This is a genomic window from Microbispora sp. KK1-11, from assembly GCF_006874435.1.
Taxonomy (GTDB): Bacteria; Actinomycetota; Actinomycetes; order Streptosporangiales; family Streptosporangiaceae; genus Microbispora; species Microbispora catharanthi.
Window position 1 is genome coordinate 165253 of record NZ_VIRJ01000001.1, and the last position, 13183, is coordinate 178435.

Below are 13183 nucleotides of genomic sequence, written 5' to 3' on the forward strand. Positions count from 1 at the left end.
TCACATCAGCAGGACGGCGGCCAGCAGCGTCACCGTCGTGGCCGTCTCCACCAGGGCGCCGAGCACGTCGCCCGTGACGCCGCCCAGCCGCCGTACGGCCCGGCGGCGCAGCAGCGCGGCGGCCCCCAGCCCGGCGGCCATCGCCAGCAGCAGCCCGGCCACCGTGATCAGATACGGATCACCCGACAGGAGACGCAGCAGCCCGCCGGGCCGCGGGTCCGAGTAGGCGGTGTACCCGTAGGTCGCCTCGGAGTAGGAGTAGGGGACCGGTTCGGGATAGGCACGGCCGAAGGGGTTCGACAGACCGAACGGCCAGCAGTAGTCCAGCAGCGACGGGCCGGTGGCCGCCACGAGGGCGAGCACCACGACGACGGCCGCCGTGGCGATGGTGACCGTGATCGCAGTGCCCCGCCGTACCGTGCCGGCGACGAGGGCGCCGAGGCCGGTGGGCCGGGCGCCGGGCACGCCCTCGCGGCAGGCCCAGGTGACGGCCAGCCTGCCGGTCGCCGCGGCCGCCACCAGCGCGACCCAGGCGGCCGTGCCGCTCCGCGACAGCACGGCCACCTGCACGAGCAGGGCGACCACGAGGGTGACGACCCCGAACGGGCCGATGTCGGAGCGCTTCATCACGTCGAGCGCGCCGTCGGCCGGCTTGCCGCTGCCGAGCCCGTCGGCCAGGTCCGCGAGGCCGTCGAGATGCAGGGCCCGCGTCAGCCACGCCAGGGCCCCCACCGCGAGGACGGCCCCGAGCAGTGGTGAGCCCGACGCCGCACCGGCGGCCTCGAGCACCACGGCGGCGGCCAGGCCGAGCAGCACGCCGACGAGGGGAGCCAGCGACATGGCGCGTCCCGCCACTGCGCGGTCGACCTCCACCGGCCGTACGGGGAACACCGTGAGGGTCCCGACCGCGAGCCGCCAGGCCGCGCCGAAGCCGCTTGTTCGAGGGGGTTCATCGGGCACGAGGGCAGATCGTAGTTGTCACAGCGGCAGCGGGACGACCCGGCCGGACACCACCAGGGCGACGTCCTCGGACTCGCGGGCGAGGGCCTGGTTGAGGCGGCCGAGCGCGTCGCGGAACAGCCGTCCGGCGGGCGTGGCCGGGATCACCCCGAGGCCCACCTCGTCGCTCACCGCCACCACCCGGGCGCGGGTGCCGCGCCAGGCGGCGGTCAGCGCGTCGCACCGCTCCGCCACCCGGTCGAGGGCGGCGCGGTGGCCGGCGGCGGGCGTGCCGTCCGGCCAGGCGGCGCACTCGTCGAACACGGCGGCGAGCCAGGTGCCGATCCCGTCGATCAGCAACGTCCCCGGACCGCCGGACAGGGCGGACAGGAGGTCGGTCGTCTCCACGGTCCGCCAATGGGCCGGGCGCCGTTCACGGTGGGCGCGCACCCGGGCGAGCCAGGCCGGGTCGTCACCGCCCGAGGGCCCGGTGGCGACATAGGTCACCTCGGGTTCGGCGGCCAGACGCAGTTCGGCCTCCTCGGACTTGCCCGACCGCGACCCGCCCAGCAGCAGCGTCCGGCGCGGCCGCACCCACGGCTCCGCCTGCGCGCTCGCCGTGTCCACGACGGTCCCGTCGGGGACGGCGGCCGCGCCCCACAGGGCGAGGCGGCGGGCCAGGTCGCTCTCCGCCGGGACGCGGTGGTCGAGGTGCACCGCGATGATCCGCGTCGCGGGCGTGACCCGACCGCGGCGGCGCAGGTCGCCCAGCCGCTCCGGCCGGTCGGGCAGGTCCATGAGCACCACGTCGAAGGGCGCGTGCTCGTCCCGCCCGGGGGAGCCGGTGGCGGGCCCCGCGGCGTACAACAGGCGACCGCCGCCAGGCCCGGTGACCTCGCACCCGTCGGCCGTCCGGCTGATCACGTACCCGGCGGGCGGGCGGCCGTCCGTGAGCCGTACGCGGCCGTCGAGCACGACGGAGGCCGGACGCCGGTGGCCGGGGGCGAGCCGGCCGCAGGACGCGCAGGGACAGCCGGGGACGGGCCAGCCCTCCGGGCCGCCGGTTCCCTCCAGGCGGATCTCCATGCCGCTGCCTTTCCGCGTCCGTGTCGCCGGGCGGCCCCGCGTCGGCGGGGGAGTGGACGCCGGGAAGAGAGGATAGGGTCCGGCTGCACGGTCTTTGTGCCGCACCGTCCCCGGCGTGAAGTCCCGGTGCGGGGGCGGCGAGGAACCGAAGGAGCGGGTGCGGATGATTTGGCGGTGGCGTTACGAGGACGCGAACGGCGGCGAGGTCACGGACCGGCCGCTGCCCCGGGAGATCTTCTCCAGCCAGTCGGACGCGGAGTCGTGGCTGGGGGAGAGCTGGCGCGAGCTGCTCGAGGCCGGTGTCGAGCAGGTGACGCTCATGGAGGACGAGCGGATCGAATACTCGGGGATGTCCCTGCGCGCCGAGTGATGCGCCGGGTGAGCCGGGCGGGGGCCGGGACCGCGACGGGCGCGGTCGCGACCCCCGTGACGACACCGGTCCTGCGGGACCGGAGACGGCGTCAGGGACGCGCGGACGGGCTGACGGTCTTGGCCGGGTCACGCTCGACGACCGGGCCGAGCACGTCGTCGATCTTCTTGAGCACCTCGGCGTCGAGCTTCACGCCCGAGGCCTTGACGTTGTCGCGGACCTGCTCGGGCTTGGTGGCCCCGATGATGGCCGACGACACGTTCGGGTTCTGCAGCACCCACGCCACGGCGAGCTGGGCCATGGAGAGCCCGAGGTCGGCCGCGATCGGCTTGAGGTCCTGCACCCGGCGCAGCAGGTCGTCGTCCATCAGCCGGCCGATGAAGCCCGAACCGGACGGGTCGGTGGCGCGGGACCCGGCCGGCGGCGGCTGGCCGGGCAGGTACTTGCCGGTGAGCACGCCCTGCGCGATCGGCGACCAGACGATCTGGCCCAGGCCCTCCTTCTCGCACAGCGGCACGACCTCGGCCTCGATGACCCGCCAGAGCATCGAGTACTGCGGCTGGTTGGACACCAGCCGGTCGAACCCCATGTCGTCGGCGATCTTCAAGGCCCGGGCGATCTGGTCGGCCGACCACTCGCTGACGCCGACGTACAGCACCTTGCCCTGCCGTACGAGGTCGTCGAAGGCCCGCAGGGTCTCCTCCAGCGGCGTCTCGACGTCGAAGCGGTGCGCCTGGTAGAGGTCGACGTAGTCGGTCTGCAGCCGGCGGAGCGACCCGTTGATCGACTCCGTGATGTGCTTGCGGGACAGTCCCCGGTCGTTCTTGCCCTCACCGGTGGGCCAGTAGACCTTGGTGAAGATCTCCAGCGACTCGCGGCGGACGCCCTTCAGCGCCCGGCCGAGGACCTCCTCGGCCCTGGTCCCGGCGTAGACATCGGCGGTGTCGAAGGTCGTGACACCCTCGTCGAGAGCCGCGCGGACGCACTCGACGGCGGCGTCCTCCTCCACCTGCGACCCATGGGTGATCCAGTTGCCGTAGCTGATCTCGCTGACCATGAGGCCACTGCGGCCAAGATGACGGTATTCCATGGGTCCGACCTTAGGTCATGACATCGCGTCACAGCTCTGGGTGGTTCGCGGTAAGGTGCCCGGCGTGCGCCGGTTGATCGCTTCTCGCCCCGTACGACTGGCTCTGGCCGTCGCGCTGGTCGCCGGTGTCGCCGCCGGGCTTGTCGTCGTCGCCCGCCGCCGCCGTGCCGCCGTGCCGGCCGCTCCCGCCCCGCAGGCTCCGCGCCCTGCCCCGCCGCAGGATGCGGGATATCCGGCCCGGCGCGGCCCCGAGCCCGTGCTCGGATGGCCCACGAGCGAGGACCTCGAGAGATACGACCGGCCGGAGGCCGGCGCGCCGATCGCCCGTCTCCTCGACGGGCTCCCCCGGATCGAGCGGCCGCGCGGGAGGAAGGCGCGCCGCTGGACCGCCGCGCTCGTCGCGCTCGGCCTGCTCGTGCTCACGTCGCAGTTGCTGGAGACCGCCGTCTTCCGTCCGGCGGCGGGGACGCCGTCCGGCCGGGCGGCGTACGCGGGCGGGTACGCCGAACCCGTCCCCGCGGTCCCGTCCCCGGATCCGGTCGCCGACGTGCCCGTGGCCCAGCCGCCGCCGCCGTCGCCCGACCCGGCGTGCGCGCTCAGGAGGACGGGCTCCACGACCCCGGCCGTACGGCCGATCTCCCGGCCGGTGACGGCCGCGGTGAACCGCCAGTGGCGGCGGATAGAGAGATGGCTGAAGGCGCACGCGCCGAAGACGTACGCCTCGCTGAACAAGCCGGCCGGGGCCCGTCTGGTGGCCAAGGCCGAGGCGAGGATCGGGAGGCCCGTCCCCGATTCGCTGCGGGCCTCGCTGCTGCGCCACAACGGCGCGCGCGGGACGGCGGCGTTCCAGCTTCCGCGCAAGCACGCGATCATGGGCGCGCGTGGGCTGGTCTCGTCCTGGCCGGAGGTCTGCCAGATGGGCGGAGGCATTCCCTTCGCCTACTCCTCCGACTACGACGACTACCTCGTGACGAACTCCGCCACGGGCGGCGTGGGCTCGGCGGACGGGGACCTGCCGTACTTCGAGGACGAGTGGTCGTCGTACTACGCGCTGCTCAAGGCCACGGCGGACGCCCTCGCCGAGGGCGGCCCGGTGGGCGGGTCGGTCCCAGTGGTAGGCGAGGGCGTCCTGGAGTGGAAGTGAAGCGGCCCAGGTCGGGCGGCCCGGTTCAGAGGGCCGTGCGGGTCACTTCTTCGCGCCGGCCGTGTTCTTGAGGGCGACCGGGAGGCCGCCGGGCAGGACGGTCGGCTTGGGGAAGCGCAGGCGGCGCATCTGGGACGAGCGCATCGCCGCGTAGAAGCCCACGCCCTTGAGGTCCTCGCCCGGGAACTTCGCCGCCGCCTCCTTCTTCACCTTCGTGGCCACGTAGAACGAGCTCGCCAGCACGAGCACCATCACGACCGGCAGCGACAGTGTGTAGACCAGCATGACGGCCGAGCGGACCGGAATCGGGAACGGCACCATCGACAGCAGCATGATGACGAACACGACGGGCAGGAAGTACTGCCCCGGCAGTCGCCGCGAGTCCACCCAGTCGCGGGCGAACTTGCGCACCGGGCCGCGGTCGCGCGCCGGAAGCGCCCGTTCGTCGCCGCGCAGCATGGCCTCGCGTTGCTTGCTGCGTAGCGCCTTGTCGCGCTCGCGCGCCAGGCGGTAGGCCTCCTTGCGGTTGGCCGGAGCGGTCACCGGGGAGCGGCGGCGGCCCTGCGCCTCGCTCCGCTTCGGGGTGGGACGGCCCTTACCCGGGGTGCCGTGGGGCTTAGGATCCTCTACAGGGACGGGGGAGTCCTCCGCTGAGGTCTGGCTGCGACGTCGGAACACGTCGCCCAGCCTACCGGGAGTGCAACTTAGTGACGCCCTCGCGCGTTATGCGTAGGGTGAACCCAGGCGGCCACGCCGCCTGACAAGGGGCTTGAGACGGCTGGGGTCACCCACGCACAACCTTGGAGAAGGGGACGGCCGACGCGCATGAGCGTGATGAAGAGACTTTCCATGATCTTCAAGTCCAAGGCCAACAAGGCCCTGGACAAGATGGAGGATCCGCGGGAGACGCTGGACTATTCCTATCAGCGCCAGCTGGAGCTGCTGCAGAAGGTCCGCCGGGGCGTGGCCGACGTGGCCACCAGCCGCAAGCGGGTGGAGCTGCAGATCAACCAGCTCGAAGGGCAGGCCACGAAGCTGGAGAACCAGAGCAGGCAGGCCCTGTCGGCCGGGCGAGAGGATCTGGCCCGCGAGGCGCTCACCCGCCGCAACGGTCTCAACGCCCAGATCGCCGACCTGCGCATCCAGTACAGCAACCTGCAGGGCGAGGAGGAGAAGCTCACCCTCGCCAGCCAGCGGCTCCAGGCCAAGGTCGACTCCTTCCGTACGAAGAAGGAGACCATCAAGGCCACCTACACGGCGGCCGAGGCCCAGACCAGGATCAACGAGGCGTTCTCCGGTATCTCCGAGGAGATGGGCGACGTCGGCCTGGCGATCCAGCGGGCCGAGGACAAGACCGCGCAGATGCAGGCGCGCGCGGGCGCCATCGACGAGCTGCTCGCCAGCGGCGCGCTGGACGACTTCACCGGGCAGCGCGACGACATCCAGGCGGAGCTCGACCGCATGGGCGCCGGCTCGGACATCGAGCTGGAGCTCGCCAAGATGAAGGCCGAGCTCGGCCAGGGCCCGGCGCCGAGGAGCGCCATCGAGCCCGGCCAGCAGGGCCAGGCCGCCCCGTCCAGCCAGCAGCACACCCAGCAGCTGCGCCAGCCCGGGGAGGGGCTGTGATCGTCAGAATCATGGGTGAGGGACAGGTCGAGATCGGCGCCGCCGACATCGACGTACTCAACGAGCTCGACAGCGAGCTGGAAGCGGCGATCGAGTCGGGCGACGAGACCGATTTCCGCACCAAGCTGCACGCGCTCCTCGACAAGGTGCGTCACGTCGGCAAGGCCCTGCCGGACGACTCGCTGGAGCCGTCCGAGCTGATCCTGCCGCCGGCCGACGCCTCGATCGAGGAAGTGCGGGAGATGCTCGGGGACACCGGGCTCATCCCTGGCTGATGGCCTCCACGCGGTTCGCCCCTGATCGCGGCCTCACCGTCCGGATGACCGTGACGATGTTCCTGCTCGGGTTGCTCTACGTCGCGTTCGTGGCCGTCCTGGTCGCGGCGGGCGTACGTGCGGTCACCGTGCTCGTGATCGCCGGGGGTCTCCTGCTGGCGCAGTACTTCCTGTCCGACAAGATCGCGCTGTTCGCGATGCACGGGCGGGAGGTCTCCCCGCAGGAGGCTCCCGAGCTGCACGGGATCATCGACCGGCTGAGCGCGATGGCGGGGATGCCGAAGCCGCGGGTGGCGATCGCGGACTCGGACATCCCGAACGCGTTCGCCACCGGACGCAACCAGAAGAACTCGGTGGTCTGCGTGACCACCGGCATCCTGCGCAGGCTCGACGCGCGGGAGCTCGAAGGGGTGCTGGCCCACGAGATGTCCCACGTGGCCCACCGGGACGTGGCGGTGATGACGATCGCCTCGTTCCTGGGGGTCGTGGCCGGCCTGATGACGCGCTTCGCGCTCTACACCGGTCTGGGCGGCCGGAGGAACGACAACGGGCCTCCGATCGGCCTGATCATCTTCGCGGTCTCCGGCCTGGTCTACGCCGTCAGCTTCCTGCTGACGCGGGCGCTGTCGCGCTACCGCGAACTGGCCGCCGACCGCGCGGGCGCGCTGCTGACGCAGCAGCCGAGCGCCCTGGCCAGCGCGCTGGTCAAGATCAGCGGCGAAATCGGCAGGATCCCCACCAGGGACCTGCGCGAGGCGCAGCCGTTCAACGCCTTCTTCTTCGTGCCCGCCCTGTCGGGGCAGAGCGTCGCCTCGCTGCTGTCGACCCACCCGTCGCTGGAGCGCCGGCTGGACCAGCTCGCCAGGATCTCCGCGGCGCTGGGCCGCTGATGAGGAGGCGCTGAATGGGCTGGTTCGACTCCCTGCTCGGCCGCTCCAAGCCCGCCAGGCCCGACCTGGACGCGCTGTTCGCCCTGCCGTCGGCCGCCGTCACGTTGCAGGCCGCCACCGGATTCGCCCCGGCGGGAACCGGCTCTGTGTGCTTCCGCGCCGCGGAGGGCGGCGCCTTCGCCCGGCTCGAACAGGACATCGAGGCCCTGATGGGCAGGGTCGAGGTCTCCCGGGACTCCTACGGCTACACCTGGCTGCAGGTGCGCAACCCCGACGTCGCCGGGCTCGTGACCGACCTGCACGCCGCCAACTCGTCCCTTGAATCGGCCGGGTTCGGCCCGTCGTTGCTGTGCTCGCTCGTCACCTTCGCCGACCCCTCGCACAGGAAGCTGGCGATCGTGTATCTCTACAAGCGCGGCACGTTCTACCCCTTCGCCCCCATCGGCGAACCACGCCGCGACAACGCGCTGGAACTGCAGGTGCGCGGCGTCCTGGACCACGAGCTCACGATCGAGCCCGAGCTCGCGAGCTGGTTTCCCGTCTGGGGCGCCCCCGGCCTCTGACCTTCGGGAGTCCTCATGACCGAGTGGACCCACGTGCGGCACACCGAGGCCGCGGCCGCGGAGATCGGCCGGATGGCCGAGGCCGTACGGGGACGGGACGGCGCCACGCCCGTGCCGACCTGCCCGGGATGGGACCTCAGGGAGCTGGTCGAGCACACCGGCGCCGTGCACCGGTGGGCCGCCGCGATGGTGCGGGACGCCGCCGGCCGCCGATACGACCGCGCCGCGATGGACCACGGCTTCCCCGAGGACTTCGCCGGCCACGCCGACTGGCTGGAGGCGGGAGCCGTCCAGCTAGCCGAGGCGCTGAAGGGCCGCGACCCGGACACCGAGGTGTGGGGCTGGGCGGGGGACCGCAGCGCCCGCTTCTGGTCCCGCCGCCAGCTCCACGAGACCGTCGTCCACCGCGCCGACGCCGAGATCGCCCTCGGCGCCGCCCCCCGGATCGACGAGGACGTCGCGGCCGACGGTGTGGAGGAGTTCTTCGACGTGCTTCCGTACGCCCGGTGGCGGCCGCTCGTCGCCGAGCTCAGGAGCGACGGGGAGACGATCTCCTGGCGGACCGATACGGGCGGGGCCTGGCTCGTCCGGCTCACCCCCGAGGGGTTCACCTACGAGAGGTCCGACGCCCCGGCCGACGTCGTCGTGCACGCGCCGACGACCGGGGACCTGATGCTGACGCTGTGGAACCGGCGCGAGCCCGACGCGGTCCACGGCGACGACGATCTGCTGCGATTCTGGCGCGAGCGGGCCAAGATCTGAGAAAGCGGGCGCCCCCGGAGATCCGGGGGCGCCCGCTTCTCGAAATCACGACTAGGGCAGGGCCAGCATGCGGTCGAGGGCGACCTTGGCCCAGTGGGTGGTGTCCGCGTCGACGGTGATCTGGTTGACGACCTCGCCGTCGGCCAGCGACTCCAGCGCCCAGACCAGGTGCGGCAGGTCGATGCGGTTCATGGTGGAGCAGTAGCACACGGTCTTGTCGAGGAACGTGATGGTCTTGTCGGAGAACCGGTCGGCCAGGCGGCGCACCAGGTTCAGCTCCGTTCCGACGGCCCAGGAGGACCCGGCCGGGGCCTCCTCCAGCTTGCGGATGATGTACTCGGTCGAGCCGACGAAGTCGGCCTTGGTCACGACCTCGTGGCGGCACTCGGGGTGCACGAGCACGTTCACCCCGGGGATGCGGGCCCGCACCTCGTCCACGCACGCGGCGGAGAAGCGCCCGTGGACCGAGCAGTGGCCCTTCCACAGGATCATCTTCGCGTTCTCCAGCTGCTCCCGGGTGAGGCCGCCGTTCGGGCGGTGCGGGTTGTAGACCACGCAGTCGTCCAGCGACAGCCCCATCTCCAGCACGGCCGTGTTGCGGCCCAGATGCTGGTCGGGCAGGAACAGCACCTTCTCGCCCTGCTCGAAGGCCCAGTCGAGGGCGCGCTTGGCGTTCGAGGAGGTGCACACGGCGCCGCCGTGCCGCCCGCAGAACGCCTTGATGTCCGCGCTGGAGTTCATGTACGTGATCGGCACCACCCGGTCGGCGATGCCGGCGTCCTCCAGGGCGTCCCAGCAGTCCTCGACCTGGGTGAAGGTCGCCATGTCGGCCATCGAGCAGCCCGCGGCCAGATCGGGGAGCACCACCTTCTGCGTGTCACCGGTCAGGATGTCGGCCGACTCCGCCATGAAGTGGACACCGCAGAACACGATGTACTCCGCCTCGGGCCGGGCGGCGGCCTCGCGGGCGAGCTTGAACGAGTCGCCGGTCACGTCGGCGAACTGGATGACCTCGTCACGCTGGTAGTGGTGACCGAGCACGAACAACCGGTCGCCGAGCCGCTCCTTGGCCACGCGGGCGCGCTCCACGAGGGTCGGATCGGACGCGGGAGGCAGCTCGCCCGGGCAGTCGACGCCGCGTTCGCTGTGCGGGTCGGTGCCCCGGCCGAGGACGAAAAGCGGAAGGCCGGTCTCTGTGATCGTCACGACCACACCCCCTCGGGGACTTATCGTCTAACTGACGACTAATCATTACACATCACATCGCCTGGTTCGTCGCACGGTTGCCCGTGAGGCACGTGGAATGTGTAGGGCTTCACGGGTGTTGGTAGCGTCTAGGTAGGACGTCGGAACCAATCGACCGCCCCGAAGGGCGGTTGGCGCAGACGCGGGAGTCAGCACATGACGGTTGAGAGCAGCGAGACCACGCAGCAGGGCCTGATCCTGACTGACGCGGCCGCCGCCAAGGTCAAGAGCCTGCTCGAGCAGCAGGGCGAGGAAGGGCTGCAGCTTCGGGTGGCCGTCCAGCCGGGTGGCTGTTCCGGGCTGCGTTACCAGCTCTTCTTCGACGACCGCTCGATGGACGGCGACGTGGTCTCCACCTTCGGCGGCGTGAACGTCGTCACCGACCGGATGAGCGCGCCGTACCTCGTCGGGGCCACGGTCGACTTCGTGGACACCATCGAGAAGCAGGGCTTCACCATCGACAACCCCAACGCCACGGGGTCGTGCGCGTGCGGCGACTCGTTCAACTGACGAGCGCGTCGTTCGACTGACGGCGAGCGCGCGCCCGGCGGCGCCGGGCTCGTGCCGCGATAGAGCGTGGGTCGAGCGCCCCGTACGGATGGCTCCGTACGGGGCGTCGTCATGTCCCGAGACGGTACGCTCAGTAGGTTCGGCGGGATCAACGTCCCCGCCCTGTCTCTTTGATGCTGACAACGAGGAGAATGACCCCGTGCGCATCGCCGTCACCGGCTCCATCGCCACCGACCACCTGATGACGTTCCCCGGCCGCTTCGGCGACCAGCTCATCGCCGAGCAGCTCGACCGGGTGTCGTTGTCGTTCCTCGTCGACGATCTGCAGATCCGCCGTGGCGGATGCGCGGCCAACATCGCGTTCGGCATGGGCTGCCTGGGACTCACCCCGGTCCTCGTCGGCGCCGTCGGCACCGACTTCGCCGACTACCGCTCCTGGCTGGAGCGCCACGGCGTCGACTGCGCCTCGGTGCACATCTCCGAGTTGCACCACACGGCGCGCTTCCTGTGCACCACGGACGAGGACCACAACCAGATCGCCTCGTTCTACACCGGTGCGATGGCCGAGGCGAGGGAGATCGAGCTGGGCCCGATCGCCGAGCGTCTCGGCGGGCTCGACCTCGTGCTGATCAGCCCCAACGACCCGGCGGCGATGCTGCGGCACACCGACGAGGCGCGCCGGCGGGGCATCCCGTTCGCCGCCGACCCGTCGCAGCAGCTCGCCCGCATGCCGGGGGAGGAGATCCGCCAGCTCGTGGAGGGCGCGGCGTACCTGTTCAGCAACGACTACGAGCTCGGGCTGATCGAGCAGAAGACCGGCTGGTCCGGCGAGGAGATCCTCGACCGGGTCGGCGTCCGGGTGACCACCCTCGGCCCCAAGGGCGCCAGGATCGACAGGAAGGGCGAGCCGTCGCTGCACATCTCGCCGGCTCCGGAGCTGGGCAAGGCCGACCCGACCGGCGTCGGCGACGCCTTCCGCGCCGGGTTCCTCGCGGGCCTCGCCTGGGGGCTGCCGCTGGAGCGCTGCGGCCAGATCGGCAACCTCACCGCCACCCACGTGCTCGAGCGGGTCGGCTGCCAGGAGTACGAGCTGAGCCAGCGCGTCTTCCTGGAGCGCTTCGCCGCGGCGTACGGCTCCGAGGCGGCCGACGAGGTGGGCGCGCACGCCCGCTGCCACTACGCCTGAGGACAGGCTCTCAGTAGTTGCGGCGCACGTGGATGGACCAGCCGCCCTGCGGCAGCTCGTAGCTCCCCACGTGCTCGTGTGACTTCAACCGGCACCAGGCCGGGACGTCGGTGAACGCGGCGGGGTCGTCGGCCAGCACGGCGACCACGCCGCCCGTCGCCACCTGGTTGATCCGCTCGGCCAGCATGATGATCGGGATCGGGCACTTGCGGCCCAGCGCGTCGATCGTCAGCGCGGGCGGCTCCGCCGGCTGGACCGGCCCGGCGGGCTCGGCCTGAGCCGCCTCGGGAGACCGCCGGGCGCCGCCCGTCCGTCTGCGCCACATCAGTGCACCCCCAAGCTCGACCGGATCCGCCGCACGATGTCCGGGAGCACCGCGAGGAAACGATCGATGTCGTCCTCGGACGCGCCACGGGGCAGCGATACCCGCACATTCCCATGCGTAAGCACGCCCATTGCCTCCAGAACGTGCGATGGACGAAGCGTACTCGCCGTGCACGAGCTGCCGGACGAGACGGCGAAACCGGCCTTGTCGAGCTCGGTCAGCAGCGCCTCGCCCTCGACGTACAGGCAGGAGAACGTCACGATGTGCGGCAGACGCAGGACCGGGTCGCCGACGACCTCCACGTCGGGCACCAGGCGGGGCACCTCGGCGCGGATCCGGTCGACCAGGGCGGACAGCCGCCGCCCCTCGGCCTCCGCCTCCTCGGCCCGGGCGCGCAGCGCCGCGGCGGCGGCCACGATCGCGGGCACGTTCTCGAACCCCGGCACGCGCCGCCGCTCCCGCTCGTCCTCGGGCAGGGGCGAGCGCCAGCGCACGCCCTTGCGCACCGCCAGCACGCCCACCCCGGCCGGGCCGCCCCACTTGTGCGCGCTCGCGGTGAGGACCGACCAGCCCTCGGGGACCGGCAGGCGGCCCGCCGACTGGGCGGCGTCGACCAGCAGCGGCACGCCCGCCTCCCGGCAGGCCCGCGCGGCCTCCTCCACCGGCTGGAGGGTCCCGACCTCGTGGTTGGCCGTCTGCAGGCACGCCAGGGCCGTGCCGGGCCGCGCGACGGCCTCGGCGAACGCGCCTTCGTCCACCCGGCCCGTGCGGCCCACGCCCACGATCTCCACCTCGCCGCCGGCGCGCTCGTGGACCTCGCCCGCGTGCAGGACGCTGGAGTGCTCGACGGCGCCCGCCACCAGGCGGGTCCCGGCCCGGCGGCGGCCGGCCAGCGTGCCGAGCACTCCCAGGTGGACGGCCTGCGTCCCCGACGAGGTGAACGACACCTCGTCGGGCCGGGCGCCGATCAGTTCGGCTACCTCTGCCCTCGCCCGCTCCAGTAACATCTGGGCGCGGCGCGCCGTGCCGTACAGGCGGGCGGGATCGGCCCAGCCGGCGTCGATCGCCGCCAGCAAGGCGTCACGGGCCGCGGGATGGAGAGGTTCGGTCGAAGCCGCGTCCAGGTAGGCCACAGTTAGGACATTAACGGGGGCTGCTCAGAGGGGCGGCGC

At 72.1% G+C, this 13183-nt stretch carries 16 protein-coding genes; 9 read left to right on the forward strand and 7 right to left on the reverse strand.

Features of this window, described 5'->3' with window-relative positions:
- Both FLW16_RS00760 and FLW16_RS00765 read right to left on the reverse strand, forming a co-directional pair.
- Positions 1–960 (reverse strand): adenosylcobinamide-GDP ribazoletransferase, encoded by a 960-nt coding sequence (locus FLW16_RS00760; protein ID WP_142556536.1) that lies wholly within the window; start codon positions 958–960, stop codon positions 1–3.
- An 18-nt stretch (positions 961–978) separates the two neighbouring features.
- Entirely contained in the window at positions 979–2025 is a 1047-nt protein-coding gene (locus tag FLW16_RS00765) for a bifunctional adenosylcobinamide kinase/adenosylcobinamide-phosphate guanylyltransferase (RefSeq protein WP_142556538.1), read from the reverse strand.
- A 163-nt stretch (positions 2026–2188) separates the two neighbouring features.
- Between FLW16_RS00765 and FLW16_RS00770 the strand changes: the two genes are divergently transcribed.
- Positions 2189–2395: a hypothetical protein gene (locus tag FLW16_RS00770; protein WP_139578251.1), complete on the forward strand. Its 207-nt coding sequence runs from the start codon at positions 2189–2191 to the stop codon at positions 2393–2395.
- Positions 2396–2486: 91 nt separating this feature from the next.
- Here the strand turns inward: FLW16_RS00770 and FLW16_RS00775 are convergent, their stop codons facing one another.
- Positions 2487–3485 carry an aldo/keto reductase family protein gene (locus FLW16_RS00775; protein ID WP_142556540.1) on the reverse strand — a complete coding sequence of 333 codons (999 nt, stop codon included), beginning with the start codon at positions 3483–3485 and terminating at the stop codon, positions 2487–2489.
- A 64-nt stretch (positions 3486–3549) separates the two neighbouring features.
- Here FLW16_RS00775 and FLW16_RS00780 point away from each other — a divergent pair, with 64 nt between their 5' ends.
- Positions 3550–4629: a hypothetical protein gene (locus FLW16_RS00780; protein ID WP_142556542.1), complete on the forward strand. Its 1080-nt coding sequence runs from the start codon at positions 3550–3552 to the stop codon at positions 4627–4629.
- Positions 4630–4671: 42 nt separating this feature from the next.
- On the opposite strand, the gene FLW16_RS00785 is transcribed toward FLW16_RS00780, so the two are convergent.
- Positions 4672–5307 (reverse strand): DUF3043 domain-containing protein, encoded by a 636-nt coding sequence (locus tag FLW16_RS00785; RefSeq protein WP_142556544.1) that lies wholly within the window; start codon positions 5305–5307, stop codon positions 4672–4674.
- Positions 5308–5454: 147 nt separating this feature from the next.
- On the opposite strand from FLW16_RS00785, the gene FLW16_RS00790 reads away from it, so the two are divergent.
- Genes FLW16_RS00790 through FLW16_RS00810 form a run of 5 tightly spaced genes read left to right on the forward strand, consistent with a single transcriptional unit; the run spans position 5455 to position 8745 of the window.
- Positions 5455–6255, forward strand: a complete 801-nt coding sequence (locus FLW16_RS00790; RefSeq protein ID WP_142556546.1) for a PspA/IM30 family protein — start codon at positions 5455–5457, stop codon at positions 6253–6255.
- Entirely contained in the window at positions 6252–6530 is a 279-nt protein-coding gene (locus tag FLW16_RS00795) for a PspA-associated protein PspAA (RefSeq protein ID WP_142556548.1), read from the forward strand. Before FLW16_RS00790 ends, FLW16_RS00795 begins: the two co-directional genes overlap by 4 nt.
- A complete protein-coding gene (gene htpX / locus FLW16_RS00800; RefSeq protein WP_142556550.1) occupies positions 6530–7420 on the forward strand; it encodes a zinc metalloprotease HtpX in 891 nt (296 codons plus the stop codon). The genes FLW16_RS00795 and htpX overlap by 1 nt, the downstream gene beginning before the upstream one ends.
- 14 nt (positions 7421–7434) lie before the next feature.
- Positions 7435–7983, forward strand: a complete 549-nt coding sequence (locus tag FLW16_RS00805; RefSeq protein WP_142556552.1) for a PspA-associated protein PspAB — start codon at positions 7435–7437, stop codon at positions 7981–7983.
- Between the two features lie 15 nt (positions 7984–7998).
- On the forward strand, positions 7999–8745 hold the full coding sequence (locus FLW16_RS00810; RefSeq protein WP_142556554.1) for a maleylpyruvate isomerase family mycothiol-dependent enzyme: 747 nt from the start codon (positions 7999–8001) through the stop codon (positions 8743–8745).
- A 51-nt stretch (positions 8746–8796) separates the two neighbouring features.
- Here the strand turns inward: FLW16_RS00810 and nadA are convergent, their stop codons facing one another.
- The gene (gene nadA, locus FLW16_RS00815; protein ID WP_221890833.1) at positions 8797–9951 is read right to left on the reverse strand and encodes a quinolinate synthase NadA; all 1155 of its coding nucleotides are present in this window, start codon (positions 9949–9951) and stop codon (positions 8797–8799) included.
- A gap of 195 nt (positions 9952–10146) precedes the next feature.
- On the opposite strand from nadA, the gene erpA reads away from it, so the two are divergent.
- Together erpA and FLW16_RS00825 are read left to right on the forward strand one after the other, a co-directional pair.
- Complete coding sequence (gene erpA / locus FLW16_RS00820; RefSeq protein ID WP_036321717.1) at positions 10147–10500, forward strand: iron-sulfur cluster insertion protein ErpA; 354 nt, start codon at positions 10147–10149, stop codon at positions 10498–10500.
- 199 nt (positions 10501–10699) lie between these two features.
- Entirely contained in the window at positions 10700–11686 is a 987-nt protein-coding gene (locus FLW16_RS00825; RefSeq protein ID WP_142556558.1) for a carbohydrate kinase family protein, read from the forward strand.
- Between the two features lie 10 nt (positions 11687–11696).
- On the opposite strand, the gene FLW16_RS00830 is transcribed toward FLW16_RS00825, so the two are convergent.
- Positions 11697–11918 (reverse strand): sulfurtransferase TusA family protein, encoded by a 222-nt coding sequence (locus FLW16_RS00830; RefSeq protein ID WP_225898452.1) that lies wholly within the window; start codon positions 11916–11918, stop codon positions 11697–11699.
- A 92-nt stretch (positions 11919–12010) separates the two neighbouring features.
- Positions 12011–13144, reverse strand: coding sequence for a cysteine desulfurase family protein (locus tag FLW16_RS00835; protein WP_142556561.1), 1134 nt, complete (start codon positions 13142–13144; stop codon positions 12011–12013).
- Positions 13145–13183: the final 39 nt, after the last annotated feature.